The following is a 14607-nucleotide window of genomic DNA, read 5'->3' as shown; positions in this document are numbered from 1 at the left end:
TAAATCTGGACTTTCCTGCTATCCACGCCGCAGCAATAAAGTGTTATGGTGATTCCGTAAACACCAAATTGGGTAATAGTGAAAATTTCGCCAACCCACGCTCCGATCTGCGAAAAACGCCCCTCCCCGGCGCGCTCCGTATTTAGCGAAGGCGCCGCGTGGCTGGCACTTGGGCTGATCCTGGCTGTCACCGCCGCAATTTGCGCGCTGGTCCGCGAAACCACCGAAGAACAGATTTACCAGCGCTTCCTTTACCGTGCCGAGCAGCAGCGGAGCAACATCCTTTTCCGGCTGGAGGCACACGCCCAGGTTCTGCGCGGCGCAGCTGCGCTGTTCGATGCCAGCGAGACAGTAGACCGCCGCGAATGGCGGGATTACATTGCCCACCTTCATCTCGCGAAAACTCTTCCCGGCATTCAGGGGATCGGTTTTTCGCTGATGGTCTCCCAGCGTGACAAGGCTGCTCATGAACGCGCCATGCGTGCCGAAGGCTTTCCGGATTACGCCATCACGCCGGCCGGTACGCGGGAGCGCTACAGCAGCATCATCTATCTGGAGCCATTCGCCGGTCGCAACCTGAAAGCATTCGGCTATGACATGTTTGCCGAACCGGTTCGCCGGGACGCCATGGAATATGCCAGGGATTATGGCGAACCCGCCCTCTCCGGCAAGGTCACCCTGGTTCAGGAAAACCAGCAAGACGTTCAGCCAGGCTTTCTCATTTACGTTCCCGTGTATCGCCCATCGATGCCGCACGAAACGATCAAGGAGCGCCGTACAGCGCTCCTTGGCTTCACCTTCAGCCCATTCCGCGCCGAGGATCTGATGCGCAGCGCGGTCAGCCGCGACAACAAGGACGTCGAGATCGAGCTGTACGACGGCGAGATCAGGCCGGAACGCCTTCTCTTCGACTCCCATATTGATCAGAGCAGTGCGTCGCAAGGTCGGCAGCAAGTAGAACTCCCCATCGAATTCGGCGGCCATCAATGGATCGCCCTCTTCCGCAGCCGGCCTGAATTCGACAGCATCACTGCCTCGCAACTGCCGATCAGCATTGCCCTGATCGGCACACTGATCGGCTTGATGAGCTTTTTCTGGCTGCTCCGGAAAAACCGCTTTCAGCAAAGCATCACCGCCTACGCCGACCGACTCGAAGAAAACGAAACACGTCTGCGCACCCTGATCAACACGATGCCCGACATCGTCTGCCTGAAGGATGGCGCCGGCCGGTGGACAGAAGCCAACACCTTGCTGCTTCGCCTGTTTGCGTTGGAAAGCGTCGGCTATCAGGGAATGACCGGCGGCGAGCTGGCGGCTGCAGGCCACTTCGACTACGCCAGGCTGGCCGCGCTGGAAGCGTCGGATGAACAAGTCTGGCTGAACGGAGAACGACTGCACGACGAATTGACCATCCCGGTCGAGGGTCAGCACGACCGTATCTTCGACATTGCCAAGGTTCCCCTGTTCGCCGCGGATGGTTCCCGACACGCGCTGCTCACCGTCGGGCGCGACATTACCGAACGCGTTGAAACGGAAAAGGCTTTGCGCTCAGCCGAACGCAAGTTCCGGGGACTGATCGAGCAATCGCTGGCCGGGGTCTACATCATTCAGGGCAGATGTTTCCGCTACGTCAACCCGTACTTTGCCCGGATTTTCGGCTACGACTCGCCGGATGAAATCATCGACCAGCCGCTGTTCGAGGAGCTCGTCTCGCCACAAGACCGACAAATGGTGGCCAACAATGTCCGGCGACGCCTTAACGGGGAGATGGAAACCTTGCATTACAGCTTCGTCGGCCAGCGCAAGGACGGTTCTCCGGTCGACGTTGAAGTCTTCGGCACGAAGGTCGACTACGAGGACCAACCGGCACTGATCGGGGTCGTCATCGACATTACCGAGCGCAAGCAGGCCGAAGCCGAACTCAAACGCCATCGCGAAAACCTTGAGGAACAGGTTAACGCCCGCACCGCCGACCTGCTCCTCGCCAAGGAAGCCGCAGAGGCGGCCAACCGCGCAAAAAGCACCTTCCTGGCCAACATGAGCCATGAACTGCGTACGCCAATGAATGCAATCATCGGCATGACGCACCTGCTGATCCGCGGCAATGAAAACGCCAGTCAACGCGAAAAACTGGCCAAGGTCAGCAATGCGGCCGATCATCTGCTGCATCTCCTCAACGATATCCTCGATCTGTCTAAGATCGAGGCCGAGCGCCTGACGCTGGAAAAAATTCCGCTGCGCATCAGCGATATCGTCGCCAATGCGATCAGCATGGCTGGTGAAAAGATCGCAGCCAAGGGCTTGCAGTTCAATCAACAAATCAGCCCGCAACTGGTCACGACCGAACTCATCGGCGATCCGCTTCGCCTGCGCCAGATCCTGCTCAACCTGCTCGACAACGCCCTGAAATTCACTGCCCAGGGCAGCATTTCGCTCAGCGCAAGCGTTACCGATGAAACATCAGAAAACCTGACTATCCGTATCTCGATCGAAGATACCGGAACCGGCATTCCCGACGAGGCAAAGGATCGAATATTTGCCCCGTTCGAGCAGGTGGATGGTTCAACCACGCGCCAACACGGCGGCACCGGACTCGGCTTGAGCATCGTCAAGCAACTGATTCACCTGATGCACGGCAAGATCGAAGTCAGCAGCACGCCAGGCATTGGCAGCTGCTTCACGCTGACCGCACGGCTCGACAAAGCCCCGTCCAAGCCACGGCATCAAGCCACGCCAGAAAGACCCGTTCGCGCCCCGCAACCCCTCACCCTCGGGAACAAACAATTGCTGCTGGCGGAAGATGAACCGGTCAACCGCGAAGTCATGCTCGACCTGCTCTCGGACATCCCTGGCCTGCGTGTCGACATTGCCGAGAACGGCGAGCGCGCCTTTGAACTGGCCAGCACCCGGCACTACGACCTGATCCTGATGGACATGCAAATGCCGAAGATGGATGGTCTGGAGGCCACACGGGCGATCCGCCAGCTATCCGGCTATGCCGAAACCCCCATATTGGCCACGACCGCCAATGTATTCAACGAAGACCGGGAGCGCTGCATCGAATCGGGGATGTCTGACTTCATCACCAAACCCGTTGAACCTGGGCTGCTGTACACCAAGCTTTCATCCTGGCTTGCCGCCAACAGCGGAGCTGACTGAACCGACGTTTCGAGCAGCCTATCAGTCGGCCTCGACCCAATCGACAATGGCCTGCCATTGCTCGATGTCCCGCTCGGCCCGTGACGGCGGCAGGTCAAAAATGGTCATTCCGGCCGCGGTGGCCTGCACATAGACCTGCGTATCGCGCAGATAGGCCAGTACCGGCAAATCGAAAGTCGAGAAAAACCGCTCAAGCTCACCAGCAGCCCGGGTCCGGGCATCGACCCGCATGCCGATCACCGCCACATCGGCCTTGCCCTTGCGCACCGCCTTTTCGGAAAGCAGTTCGGTCAGGAAATGACGCGTCGCCAGCATGTCGAACATCGACGGCTGCACCGGCACGATGACCCGTGTCGACAACTTGAGCACACGCTCCAGCATCTTGCCGTGCAGACCGGCCGGGGTATCGAGCACGACGTGCGAAGTCCCCTTGGGCGGCCGGGAAATCTTGTCGTCGCCGACTTCCCAGGTATCGATGGTCGGCAGAGCGAACGGGCGAATGGCCAACCATTCGCGCGACGATTGCTGGCGGTCAATGTCGCCGAGCATGACGTCCTCGCCCTTGTTGGCAAAATAGCCGGCCAGATTGGTCGCTAGCGTACTTTTACCGGAGCCGCCTTTGGGATTGGCGACAAGAAAAGCCTTCATGCTTGTTTTTCCCGTTTATCGAGGATGCTGCGCACCAGATTGACGTGTTCGCGCAGGGTATAGACCAGATCGGTGAAGCCGAGCGGCACATGCAGCTGACTGGCCTCGATATCGAGCGCATCCAGCCGATCGCGGTAGTGTGTCAGTTTCGCCGGGTCGAAATGATGCGTCAAATCCTCCTCCAGGAACTTCAACTCGCCGTAGCAGAGGAAGACCTTGCGCCGAATCCGCCAGGTGTAGATGGCCGGCGCCACCTTGAGCAGCGGTATCAACAACGCAAAAATCGGCACCAGCATGACGATCAGCCGGTCGACCAGCACGGCCAGCCAGAACGGCAGGTAACGTTGCAAGAAGGGCGGTCCGGACTTGAAATAGCGCGCCGCATCAGGCGACAGCGGCAGCATCTGGTCCTTGTAGGACGGAAACTCGCCGGCATCCTGGAAGAAGCCGGACTTGCCATGCACATCGCTGGCGGCATGCAGCAACAAGGTCTGCAAAGCCGGATGCAGGTCATCGCGGATGATCAGGTTGGCCGTCGGGGCCAGCACCTTGATGTCATCCGGCGGGAAATCGCGCACCAGATCGGCTACGCCGTGCGGAAAAGTCAGTTTGGTCAGGAAGGGGAAACGGCGCTGATAGGCCCCGGCCTGGGAAAAGCTCATCAGCTTGATCCCCGGCGAGCGTAACAAGACCTGAACCACCGGGGCATTCTCGGCAGCGATGATGAAAGCCGCGTCGATCCGTCCCTGCTGCAACTCTTCGGCCGCGTTCAGGCCGGACAGTGGCACCAGATGATCGCCGGCCGGTATGTCGTTGGCCTTCAACAGTTGCTGCGCCAGCTGGCGCACCCCGGAACCTTCCTGGCCAATGGCAATCCGTTTGCCGCGCAACTCGGTCAGCCGCGTCAGTTCCTTGTCACTGCGATAGAACACCCAGACCGGCTCATAAAACAGGCTGCCCAGCGACAGCAAGCCGGAATCGTCCTCGGCATCCGGGTCTTCCTTGGGCGGCACGACGCCCCCCTGGACAAAAGCAATCTGCGCCTCGCCGTTCTTCAGTCGCTCGATGTTCTCCAGCGAACCGGCCGAAGCCTTGACCTCAAGCGTGACGCCATCCTTGGCCAGAATCGTCGCGTAACGCTGGGCAAACTGGTAATAAGCACCGCTCTCGCCGCCGGTCGTGATGACGATTTTTTTCGGCGGCGCCGGCTCGACAAACTGGTAGGCGATCGCAAAACCGATGGCCGCCAGAAGGATGATCCACCACGCCGTGGCGAACAAATCCCGAAGCGAGAGTAGCCCCGCCTTGATCTTGGCCATCATGGCAGCAGGATGGTGGAACCCGTCGTCTTGCGCGCTTCAAGATCACGGTGTGCCTGAGCGGCATCCTTCAGCGCGTAAGTCTGGTTGACCTCGATACGGACCTTGCCGGAGACAACGGCATCGAACAGTTCCGCCCCGAGCGCCTCCAGGTCGGCCCGCTTGGCCGTATAGGTGGCAATGGTGGGCCGGGTAATGAACAGCGAGCCCTTCTGGGAGAGGAGCAGCAGATCGAGTGGCGGCACTGGTCCGGAGGCATTGCCGTAGCTCACCATCATGCCGAGCGGCCGCAGGCTGTCGAGCGAACCGATGAAAGTATCCTTGCCGACGCCGTCATAAACGACGGCCACCCCTTCGCCCGCGGTGATCTCGCGCACCCGCTGCGTGAAGTTTTCGCTGCTGTAGTTGATCACATGGTCGCACCCATGCGCCTTGGCGAGTTCCGCCTTGGCTGACGAGCCGACCGTACCGATCACCGTCGCCCCCAGCGCTTTTGCCCACTGACAGGCGATCAACCCGACACCGCCAGCAGCCGCATGGATCAGGACAGCATCGCCCGGCTGCACCCGATAGGTCTTGCGCAGCAGATAAGCCGCGGTCAGCCCCTGCAGCATCATGGCCGCCCCGGTCGCGAAACTGATCGAATCGGGCAATTTGAGCAGGCGATGCGCCGGAATATTGCGCACTTCAGCATAGGCGCCGAGCGGGCCACCGGCATAAGCGACACGGTCACCAACCTTGACCTCCCCGACGCCTTCGCCGACCGCTTCGACCACGCCAGCCCCTTCCATGCCGATGCCCGACGGCAGGGTCAAGGGGTACAAACCGGTCCGATGATAGGTATCGATGTAATTGAGTCCGACCGCATGGTGACGAACCGTTGCCTCGCCGGGTGCCGGCGCGGGAAGATCGACATCCTCCCAGCTCAGCACTTCCGGTCCGCCGGTCTGGTGAAAGCGAATAGCGTGGGGCATGGTCATCTCCTCGTTGTCGTTATCGGAACAGCGCGAGGTTATCACCCTGCCGGACTTCATTCCACCGTGAGGGCCAGCCAGACGATCCCCAGCCACTCATGCAGGGCGTAGAAGGAGTTATGCAGCGCCGAGGCGCTGGGTAGAATATCGGCCACACCGATTGTCCCAACGCCGCCCGTCTTGAAGTGCGTTGGCGCCGGAATGACCTCCAGCCCGGCAGCCCGGAACAGGCGAACTGCCCTCGGCATGTGGAACGCCTGGGTGACCAGCACGATGCGCCGGACGCCGGATTTCTTGAGAATCGCCGCCGACAGCGCTGCGTTCTGGATCGTGTCCATCGACTGCATTTCGCGCCAGCGCACCGGCACCTTGAATTCATTTTCCAGGATATCGGCCATCACCTCGGCTTCGGAGCGCGTCGCATTGACCGGCCGCCCGCCGGAAACCAGCACCGGCAGATCAAAGCGGCGGGCCAGCGTGGCACCGTAGCGGGTTCTGAGCAAGGTCCGGTCCGTCGCGGTATCACCGCCATATTCCTCGGCATTCAACTCCAGCCCGCTACCCAGCACGACGATGACCTGCCCCCCCGCCGCATCCTGCAAGACCGGCCCGGCTCGCCGCTCCAGCGTTCCCATCAAGCCCGCGCCGACCAGCGGCAAGGATTGCAGCAGAAGCAACAAGGCACCAAGGAAAGCCAGCGAAAAAGCCCAGCGCCGGCGCCGGCCGAGACCGGCAATGGCCATCAGCAACAAGCCATTTCCGGGCGGAAGCAGCAAAGAGGACAACAGGCTCTTCAAAAACAAGGCAATGGACATCGGGCCAGCCAAATGACAATCAATTCCGAAGCAGTCTGGCCATGCGCACTGCGCACGTCAAGACAGGGCAGCCGAACGAATCACACCGGGGTCAGTTTCGCGTACTCCAGCGCCAGCCATTTCATGCCGGCACCACCGAAATTGACCTGAACCCGCGCATCGCTCCCACGCCCCTCGGTAGACACGATCACACCGACACCGAATTTGGCATGCTCGACCGTCTGCCCGACCCGCAAACCACCGGCGGCAGGCTCGGCGTAACCGCCTCCGAACGAGCCAAAGGCCGGCACGGCCGTGGCCGACTCTGCCTTCTTGTTCAGCTTGCGCATCAGGCCTTCCGGGATTTCGTCAAGGAAGCTCGACGGCACGCAGTAGCGCGTCTGGCCATGCAGCATGCGGGTCTGCGCACAAGACACATAAAGCCGCTGACGGGCCCGCGTCACGGCGACGTACATCAGCCGGCGCTCTTCCTCCAGCCCATCCTTGCCCTCATTGACCGAGTTCTCGTGCGGGAACAAGCCCTGTTCGAGGCCGCTGATGAACACCACGTCGAACTCCAGGCCCTTGGCGGCATGCACCGACATCAGCTGCACCGCCTCCTGCCCTTCGCCGGCCTGGTGCTCGCCCGCTTCCAGCGAGGCATGCGCCAGGAAGGAAGCCAGCGCCCCGCCTTCGCCAATAGCGCCTTCGTCGTCAACGAAGGTGGCGGCGGCATTGATCAGTTCATCAAGGTTTTCCAGGCGCTCCTGCCCTTCCTTCTCGACCCGGTAATGCTGGGCCAGTCCGGACTTTTCGACGACATGTTCGATGATCTCGGGCAAGGGCAGATTGGCCGTTTCCTGACGCAAGGTCTCGATCAGGCGGACAAACGCGCCCACGGTCTGCCCTGCCTTGCCGGTCAGGGATGCCGCAGCGTTATAGAGGCTGGAATTGATCTGGTGCGCCGTGGCCTGCAGGTTTTCCAGCGAACGGGCGCCGATGCCACGCGTCGGGAAATTGACGACGCGCAGGAAGGCCGTGTCGTCGTCCTGATTGCCCAACAGGCGGAGATAGGCCAATGCATGCTTGATTTCCTGGCGCTCGAAGAAGCGCAGGCCGCCATAGACCTTGTACGGCACACCCTTGGTAAACAGTTCGTGCTCCAGCACCCGCGACTGGGCATTCGAACGGTAAAGAATGGCAATTTGCGTCGGCGAATTGCCATCGCGGACCAATTCGCGAATTTCCTCGACAATGAAACGCGCTTCGTCGAGATCCGAATACGCCTCGAACGCGCGGATCGGCTCACCGTCACCGGCATCGGTCCACAGATTCTTGCCCAGACGCTCGCGGTTGTTCTTGATGATGGCGTTGGCGGCAGCCAGGATGTTGCCGTGCGAGCGGTAGTTCTGCTCCAGGCGAATCACGTTGGCACCGGCGTAGTCACGCTCGAACTCGCGCATGTTGCCCACCTCGGCGCCCCGGAAACGGTAAATCGACTGGTCGTCGTCGCCCACCGCAAAGATATGCGCCCCACCGCCAGCGAGCAATTTCAGCCAGGCGTACTGCAACACGTTCGTATCCTGGAATTCATCGACCAGAATCTGCCGGAAACGCTGCTGATAATGCGCCCGCAAAGGTTCGTTGCGCTGCAGCAATTCGTAGCAGCGCAGCAGCAGTTCGGCAAAGTCACACACCCCCTCGCGATTGCACTGATTCTCGTACTCGGCATAGATCTCGACGCGCTTTTGCGTGTAGTTGTCGTAAGCCTCGGCCTGTGCGGCACGCACACCCTGTTCCTTATGGGCGTTGATGAAATGGCACAACTCGCGCGGCGGATATTTTTCGTCATCAATATTCAGGTTCTTCAGCAAGCGCTTGACCATGGCCAATTGGTCAGCCGAATCGAGAATCTGGAAGGTCTGGGGCAATCCGGCCTCGCGAAAATGCGCCCGCAGCAAGCGATTACACAGGCCGTGGAAGGTACCGATCCACATGCCGCGCACATTGATCGGCACCAGCGAAGACAGGCGCGCCGTCATTTCCTTGGCCGCCTTGTTGGTGAAGGTCACCGCCAGAACCCCATGCGGGCCGACCTGTCCGGTCGAAATCAGCCACGCAATGCGCGTCGTCAGCACACGAGTCTTGCCGCTCCCTGCCCCCGCGAGAATCAATGCATGGACGGGCGGCAGGGTAACCGCCTGCAACTGGGGGGAATTCAGATTGGCGAGCAGATCGGACATGAATTACTTCACATAAAGTTATTACTAAAGGCGTAGAATGAACGCCAAAAAAAGCAGCGCGGGAAATTGGTCGGACCAATTTGTTGCTATTGTGCAACGCAACAAATACAAGTCGACAGTTTTTTTACACACTGCAAAAGTGCGCACAAGTATACTTGGCAAAAAATATATTGCAGTGCACAAAACTTTTTGCCCACAAGGCAGTCGTAATGCATAAGTAGCTACCGCTACCAGTAGAAGGAGTAACAGCATGAACAGCATGAATGCACCCAAGATCCTCCCCTGGATCGCCCGCAAGGCTGGAATCAGCGATGAACTGGCCCTCAAGCTCTGGCGTCGCGCCGTCAGCGAAGCCGAGTACCTGACCGGCAAGGCCGAAGGTTCCGAGTTCTGGGGCCTGTCCGTCGAGCGTTTCCTGTCCATCGTCGAAGACGAAGTCGGCAACACGCCGTCCTACAGCCTGAGCCCGGCCCCGCAAATGTCGTGGATGTGGCGTCACCAGACCCGGATGTCCCTGCTCTCGCTGATGGCGGCAAAGAACGCTTACCGCTGCTGGCAGAATACATTCGGAGACATGTACGGCCAAAAAAAAGCAGCGTGACCGGGCGCCGCTAGCGTGATACCCGGCGATTGCGGAGCGTGCAGGCTCCGCAATCGCGCCCCTCCCGGTCACAACACCCCGCAATCCCCCCAGCGCTTCGCGCATTCGCCCGTCGCCGACGGCGAACTCGCACCAGAACAGCCGAAACCTATCGGCCACGCACCGTATTTGCGGCCATCGGCTAATCGCCTGAGCTGAACCGGTATAATCCGCGGTTAATCTCCGATTTTCAGCGAATGAATTCCGCCATGCCCATGCAGGACAAATACACCCCGGCCGACATTGAGCGCGCCGCCCAGCAACACTGGGACAAGACCGGCGCCGCCCGCGCCGTCGAAGACGCCACGAAACCCAAGTACTACTGCCTGTCGATGTTCCCGTATCCGTCCGGGAAACTGCACATGGGCCACGTCCGCAACTACACGATTGGCGACGTGCTGTCGCGTTTCCACAAGATGCAGGGCTACAACGTGCTGCAGCCGATGGGCTGGGACGCTTTCGGCATGCCGGCCGAGAATGCCGCGCTGCAGAACAACGTGCCGCCAGCCGGGTGGACCTACTCCAACATCGACTACATGCGCCAGCAGCTCAAGTCGCTCGGCTTTGCCATCGACTGGGAGCGTGAATTCGCCACCTGTACGCCCGAGTATTACCGCTGGGAACAGTGGTTGTTCACCCGCCTTTATGAAAAGGGCCTGGTCTACAAGAAACTCGGCACCGTGAACTGGGACCCGGTCGATCACACCGTGCTCGCCAACGAGCAGGTCATCGACGGCCGCGGCTGGCGCTCCGGCGCGCTGATCGAGAAGCGCGAGATCCCCATGTACTACATGAAGATCACCGCCTACGCCGAAGAACTGCTGTCTGAACTGGACAATCTGCCGGGCTGGCCGGAACAGGTCCGCCTGATGCAGAAGAACTGGATCGGCAAGAGCACCGGCGTACGCTTCGCCTTCCCGTTGGCGGACAATCCGGACGAAAAGCTCTGGGTCTTCACCACCCGCGCCGACACCATCATGGGCGTCACCTTCGTCGCCGTCGCCGCCGAACACCCGCTGGCCACCAAAGCCGCTGCCAACAATCCGGAACTTGCCGCCTTCATCGAGGAATGCAAGAAGGGCGGCGTCGCCGAAGCCGACATCGCCACGATGGAAAAGAAGGGCATGCCGACCGGCATCTACGTGACGCACCCGCTGACCGGCCAACAGGTCGAAGTCTGGGTCGGCAACTACGTGCTGATGAGCTACGGCGACGGCGCCGTGATGGCCGTTCCGGCCCACGACGAGCGCGACTTCGCCTTCGCGCTGAAATACAACCTGCCGATCAAGCAAGTCGTCGCCGTTGATGGCGAAACGGCGTTCAGCCATGAAGCCTGGGCCGAGTGGTACGCCGACAAGGCCAAGGGCAAGCTGGTCAATTCCGGCAAATACGATGGCTTGGGCTACGAAGCCGCAGTCGACGCCATCGCCGCCGACCTCGCCGCCAAGAACCTCGGCGACAAGAAGGTTCAGTTCCGCCTGCGCGACTGGGGTATTTCCCGCCAGCGCTACTGGGGCTGCCCGATCCCGATCATTCACTGCAAGACCTGCGGCGACGTGCCGGTACCCGACGACCAGTTGCCCGTCGTGCTGCCCGAGAACGTCGAGATCACCGGCGCCGGCTCGCCGCTGGCCAAGATGCCCGAGTTCTACGAGTGCCAGTGCCCGAAGTGCGGTGGCGACGCCCGGCGCGAAACCGACACCATGGACACTTTCTTCGAGTCGTCCTGGTACTTCCTGCGCTACGCCTGCCCGGACAACACCACGGCCATGGTCGACGAGCGCGTCGCCTACTGGTGCAAGGGCGGCATCGACCAGTATATCGGCGGCATCGAGCACGCCATCCTGCACCTTCTATACTCGCGCTTCTTCACCAAGCTGATGCGCGATGTCGGGCTGATCGGCGACCTCGGCGAGCCCTTCGCCAACCTGCTGACCCAGGGCATGGTCGTCGCCCCGACCTTCTACCGCGAACTCGACGGCGGCAAGAAGCAGTGGATCAACCCGGCCGACGTCGATGTCGTCACCGATGAGCGCGGCCGCCCAACTGGCGCCACGCTGAAGACTGACGGCTTGCCGGTAGTCATCGGCGGCACCGAAAAGATGTCAAAGTCAAAGAACAACGGCGTAGACCCACAGGCCCTGATCGACCAGTATGGCGCCGACACGGCCCGCCTGTTCATCATGTTCGCCTCGCCGCCCGATCAGTCGCTGGAATGGTCGGATGCCGGCGTCGAAGGCGCTTACCGCTTCCTGCGTCGCCTGTGGAAAACCACTTACGACCACCTCCAGGCCGGTCTGGTTGCCGCCAGCACAAGCAACGATGGCCTGAGCAGTGCCCAGGCCGATCTGCGCCGCAAGCTGCACCAGACCATGGGCAAGGTCGCCGACGACTACGGCCGCCGCAAGCAGTTCAACACCGCCATTGCCGCCGTGATGGAACTGTTGAACGCCTACGACAAGTGCGACCTCAAGGATGCCGCCGGCCGCGCCCTGGCCCAGGAAAGCCTGGAAAGCATCGCCCTGCTGCTCTTCCCCATCGTCCCGCACATCGGCCAGGCGCTCTATGCCCAGCTGAGGCCGGGCGCCGATGCTGGCAACGCGGCCTTCCCGAAGGCCGACCCGGCCGCGCTGAAGCAGGACGAGATCGAGCTGATGGTGCAGGTCAACGGCAAGCTGCGCGGCGCCATCCGCGTCTCCGCCGAAGCCGACAAGGCGACGATCGAAGCGACTGCGCTGGCCAACGAAGATGCCATCAAGTTCATGGAAGGCAAGCCGGCCAAGAAGGTCATCGTCGTACCGGGCCGCCTGGTCAACATCGTCGCTTAAGGAGCCGCCATGCCGCTGTTGCGCCCACTGCTCGCCCTGATCCTTGCCGTTGCCCTTGCCGGCTGCGGCTTCCATCTGCGCGGCGTGGGCAGCGGCAACCTGCCCTACAAGACGATGTACATCTCGCTGCCGGACACGGCTGACGTCAATATCTGGCTGCAGCGCTACATCAAGGCCAGCGGCAGTACCGAGATCGTCGATGATGCGAAGTCAGCCGAGGGAATCTTCCAGCAAGTGTCCGACACGCGCCAAAAGACCATTCTCAGCGTCAATGCCCTGGGCCGGGTCCGCGAATACCGTCTGCAACTGGACTACCGCTTCCGTGTCGTCAACCAGAAGGGGCAGATCCTGGTCCCGACCAACGAAATCAACCTGACCCGCGACATCACCTTCGACGACTCCAACATCCTGGCCAAGGATCTGGAAGAAGGCCTGCTCTGGCGCGACATGAACAATGATCTGGTCAATCAGATCATGCGGCGGCTGAGCGTCATCAAGCCGAAAAACCCCGACCTCGAAGAAGAATAGTGGTCTGCCCCACAGATAACGAAACATGAAAACTCGTCTTTGTCCCGTTGGCGTTGTTGCTCATCCTCGCAATAGCTTCGGCTATTGCTGCGGTTCGCGCCTAGCCGGCGGAACAAATCCTTCGCTTTCATTCTGTTCCGCAATCTGCGGGACAGACCACCTGTAATGCTGCTCAAGGGCGAACAGCTCGCCGCGCACCTCGAACGCGAGTTGCGTCCGCTCTATGTGCTGTATGGCGATGATCCGTTACTGGTCATTGAAGCGGCCGACGCGATCCGCGCCAAATCGCGGCAGCAGGGCTACAGCGAACGCGAGGTGCTGACCGTGCTGCCGCAGTTCGACTGGGGAACCCTGCTCTCCGCTGGCGGCAACATGTCGCTGTTCGGCGATAAAAAACTGATCGACCTGCGCATTCCCACCGGCAAGCCGGGCAAGGAAGGCAGCGCAGCATTGCAGCAGTGGTGCCAGCACCTGTCGATGGACAACATGCTGCTGATTACGCTGCCTGAACTCGACTGGCGTGAGGAAAAGGCCGTCTGGTTCACTGCACTGGTCAATGCCGGCGTGGCGATCAAGCTGATGGCCCCGCCGCTGGCCGAACTGCCGGGCTGGATTGCCGGTCGCCTGCGCCGTCAGCAACAGAGCGCCGACCTGGAAAGCCTGAAGTTCATCGCCGAACGCGTCGAAGGCAATCTGCTCGCCGCCCATCAGGAAATCCAGAAGCTCGGCCTGCTTTACCCGACCGGCCAACTGAGCATGGCGCAGATTCGCGAGGCCGTGCTCAATGTTGCCCGTTACGATATTGATGGTCTGCGCGAGGCGCTGCTGGCGGGCGACATCGGGCGCCTGACCCGGACGCTGGATGGCCTGATGCAGGAAGGTGAAGCGCCACCGCTGGTCCTGTGGGCGATGAGCGAGGAAATTCGGGCACTGACCATCATCCGCGCCGGTATGGATGCCGGCAAGCCGATGGATATGCTGCTCAAGGATGCCAAGGTTTGGGGGCCACGCGCTACCCCGGTCAAGAAGGCGCTGCAACGGCTGTCGACTTCCGCACTGGAAGCAGCCCTGCAGCACGCTGGCAAGATCGACCGACTGGCCAAGGGGATCGGCCAGGGAAATATTTGGGAAGAGTTCCTGCGGCTCGGCCTGCGCCTCACCGCCGCAAAATAATCAGGCGGCTTCTGCCGAATCGTCGGCGGGCACGTCCGGTTCAAGGTCTTCCCAAATGCAGGAACACTCCTTGCGGACATCGTGAAGCCCGGGCTTGGCCGCTTCCTGCACCAGGCATTCGCCCTCGCAGTCTTCGGAAACCACTACCAGTTTCATTTCGGCATCTACGTGGCGTTCGCCATCCCAGTAGCTGCATGTGGCGCAGACCTTGACCTCGGTCGGCAGTATCAATTTTTCGGCCATCTGATCCTCGATGGAAAGCCCTGTTGTCGTTGCGGATAAGAGTTTACCCTGTTCAGGA

The 14607-nt window shown here is 60.8% G+C and carries 11 protein-coding genes; 5 read left to right on the top strand and 6 right to left on the bottom strand.

Annotation, left to right across the window (positions count from 1 at the left end):
• Positions 1-78: 78 nt before the first annotated feature.
• On the top strand, positions 79-3159 hold the full coding sequence (locus DARO_RS02860) for a CHASE domain-containing protein (RefSeq protein ID WP_011286317.1): 3081 nt from the start codon (positions 79-81) through the stop codon (positions 3157-3159).
• A gap of 21 nt (positions 3160-3180) precedes the next feature.
• Here DARO_RS02860 and DARO_RS02855 read toward each other — a convergent pair whose 3' ends face one another.
• The 5 genes from DARO_RS02855 to uvrD all read right to left on the bottom strand — a co-directional run bounded on the left by DARO_RS02855 (position 3181) and on the right by uvrD (position 9137).
• Positions 3181-3807: a ParA family protein gene (locus DARO_RS02855; protein ID WP_011286316.1), complete on the bottom strand. Its 627-nt coding sequence runs from the start codon at positions 3805-3807 to the stop codon at positions 3181-3183.
• Positions 3804-5129, bottom strand: coding sequence for a TAXI family TRAP transporter solute-binding subunit (locus tag DARO_RS02850; protein ID WP_011286315.1), 1326 nt, complete (start codon positions 5127-5129; stop codon positions 3804-3806). The genes DARO_RS02855 and DARO_RS02850 overlap by 4 nt, the downstream gene beginning before the upstream one ends.
• Positions 5126-6100 (bottom strand): quinone oxidoreductase family protein, encoded by a 975-nt coding sequence (locus DARO_RS02845; protein ID WP_011286314.1) that lies wholly within the window; start codon positions 6098-6100, stop codon positions 5126-5128. The genes DARO_RS02850 and DARO_RS02845 overlap by 4 nt, the downstream gene beginning before the upstream one ends.
• A gap of 56 nt (positions 6101-6156) precedes the next feature.
• Positions 6157-6915 (bottom strand): YdcF family protein, encoded by a 759-nt coding sequence (locus DARO_RS02840; protein WP_011286313.1) that lies wholly within the window; start codon positions 6913-6915, stop codon positions 6157-6159.
• An 80-nt stretch (positions 6916-6995) separates the two neighbouring features.
• Positions 6996-9137, bottom strand: a complete 2142-nt coding sequence (uvrD, locus tag DARO_RS02835; protein WP_011286312.1) for a DNA helicase II — start codon at positions 9135-9137, stop codon at positions 6996-6998.
• A 250-nt stretch (positions 9138-9387) separates the two neighbouring features.
• On the opposite strand from uvrD, the gene DARO_RS02830 reads away from it, so the two are divergent.
• The 4 genes from DARO_RS02830 (at position 9388) to holA (ending at position 14306) form a co-directional block, all read left to right on the top strand.
• The gene (locus DARO_RS02830; RefSeq protein ID WP_011286311.1) at positions 9388-9738 is read left to right on the top strand and encodes a hypothetical protein; all 351 of its coding nucleotides are present in this window, start codon (positions 9388-9390) and stop codon (positions 9736-9738) included.
• 254 nt (positions 9739-9992) lie between these two features.
• Positions 9993-12605: a leucine--tRNA ligase gene (gene leuS, locus DARO_RS02825; protein ID WP_041224677.1), complete on the top strand. Its 2613-nt coding sequence runs from the start codon at positions 9993-9995 to the stop codon at positions 12603-12605.
• A 9-nt stretch (positions 12606-12614) separates the two neighbouring features.
• Entirely contained in the window at positions 12615-13133 is a 519-nt protein-coding gene (locus DARO_RS02820) for an LPS assembly lipoprotein LptE (protein ID WP_011286309.1), read from the top strand.
• Between the two features lie 165 nt (positions 13134-13298).
• Positions 13299-14306, top strand: a complete 1008-nt coding sequence (gene holA, locus DARO_RS02815; RefSeq protein WP_011286308.1) for a DNA polymerase III subunit delta — start codon at positions 13299-13301, stop codon at positions 14304-14306.
• Here the strand turns inward: holA and DARO_RS02810 are convergent, their stop codons facing one another.
• Complete coding sequence (locus tag DARO_RS02810) at positions 14307-14549, bottom strand: hypothetical protein (protein WP_011286307.1); 243 nt, start codon at positions 14547-14549, stop codon at positions 14307-14309.
• Positions 14550-14607 lie beyond the last annotated feature (58 nt).

The organism is Dechloromonas aromatica RCB (assembly GCF_000012425.1).
Note: the sequence above shows the minus strand (reverse complement) of the source record. Positions and strands in the feature narration are given on the sequence as shown.

Excerpts from the sequence above, each read along its gene's own strand:
- DARO_RS02855 (WP_011286316.1), bottom strand. The coding sequence starts at position 3,807 with ATGAAGGCTTTTCTTGTCGCCAATCCCAAAGGCGGCTCCGGTAAAAGT.
- DARO_RS02850 (WP_011286315.1), bottom strand. The coding sequence starts at position 5,129 with ATGATGGCCAAGATCAAGGCGGGGCTACTCTCGCTTCGGGATTTGTTC.
- DARO_RS02845 (WP_011286314.1), bottom strand. The coding sequence starts at position 6,100 with ATGCCCCACGCTATTCGCTTTCACCAGACCGGCGGACCGGAAGTGCTG.
- DARO_RS02840 (WP_011286313.1), bottom strand. The coding sequence starts at position 6,915 with ATGTCCATTGCCTTGTTTTTGAAGAGCCTGTTGTCCTCTTTGCTGCTT.
- uvrD (WP_011286312.1), bottom strand. The coding sequence starts at position 9,137 with ATGTCCGATCTGCTCGCCAATCTGAATTCCCCCCAGTTGCAGGCGGTT.
- DARO_RS02830 (WP_011286311.1), top strand. The coding sequence starts at position 9,388 with ATGAACAGCATGAATGCACCCAAGATCCTCCCCTGGATCGCCCGCAAG.
- leuS (WP_041224677.1), top strand. The coding sequence starts at position 9,993 with ATGCAGGACAAATACACCCCGGCCGACATTGAGCGCGCCGCCCAGCAA.
- DARO_RS02820 (WP_011286309.1), top strand. The coding sequence starts at position 12,615 with ATGCCGCTGTTGCGCCCACTGCTCGCCCTGATCCTTGCCGTTGCCCTT.
- holA (WP_011286308.1), top strand. The coding sequence starts at position 13,299 with ATGCTGCTCAAGGGCGAACAGCTCGCCGCGCACCTCGAACGCGAGTTG.
- DARO_RS02810 (WP_011286307.1), bottom strand. The coding sequence starts at position 14,549 with ATGGCCGAAAAATTGATACTGCCGACCGAGGTCAAGGTCTGCGCCACA.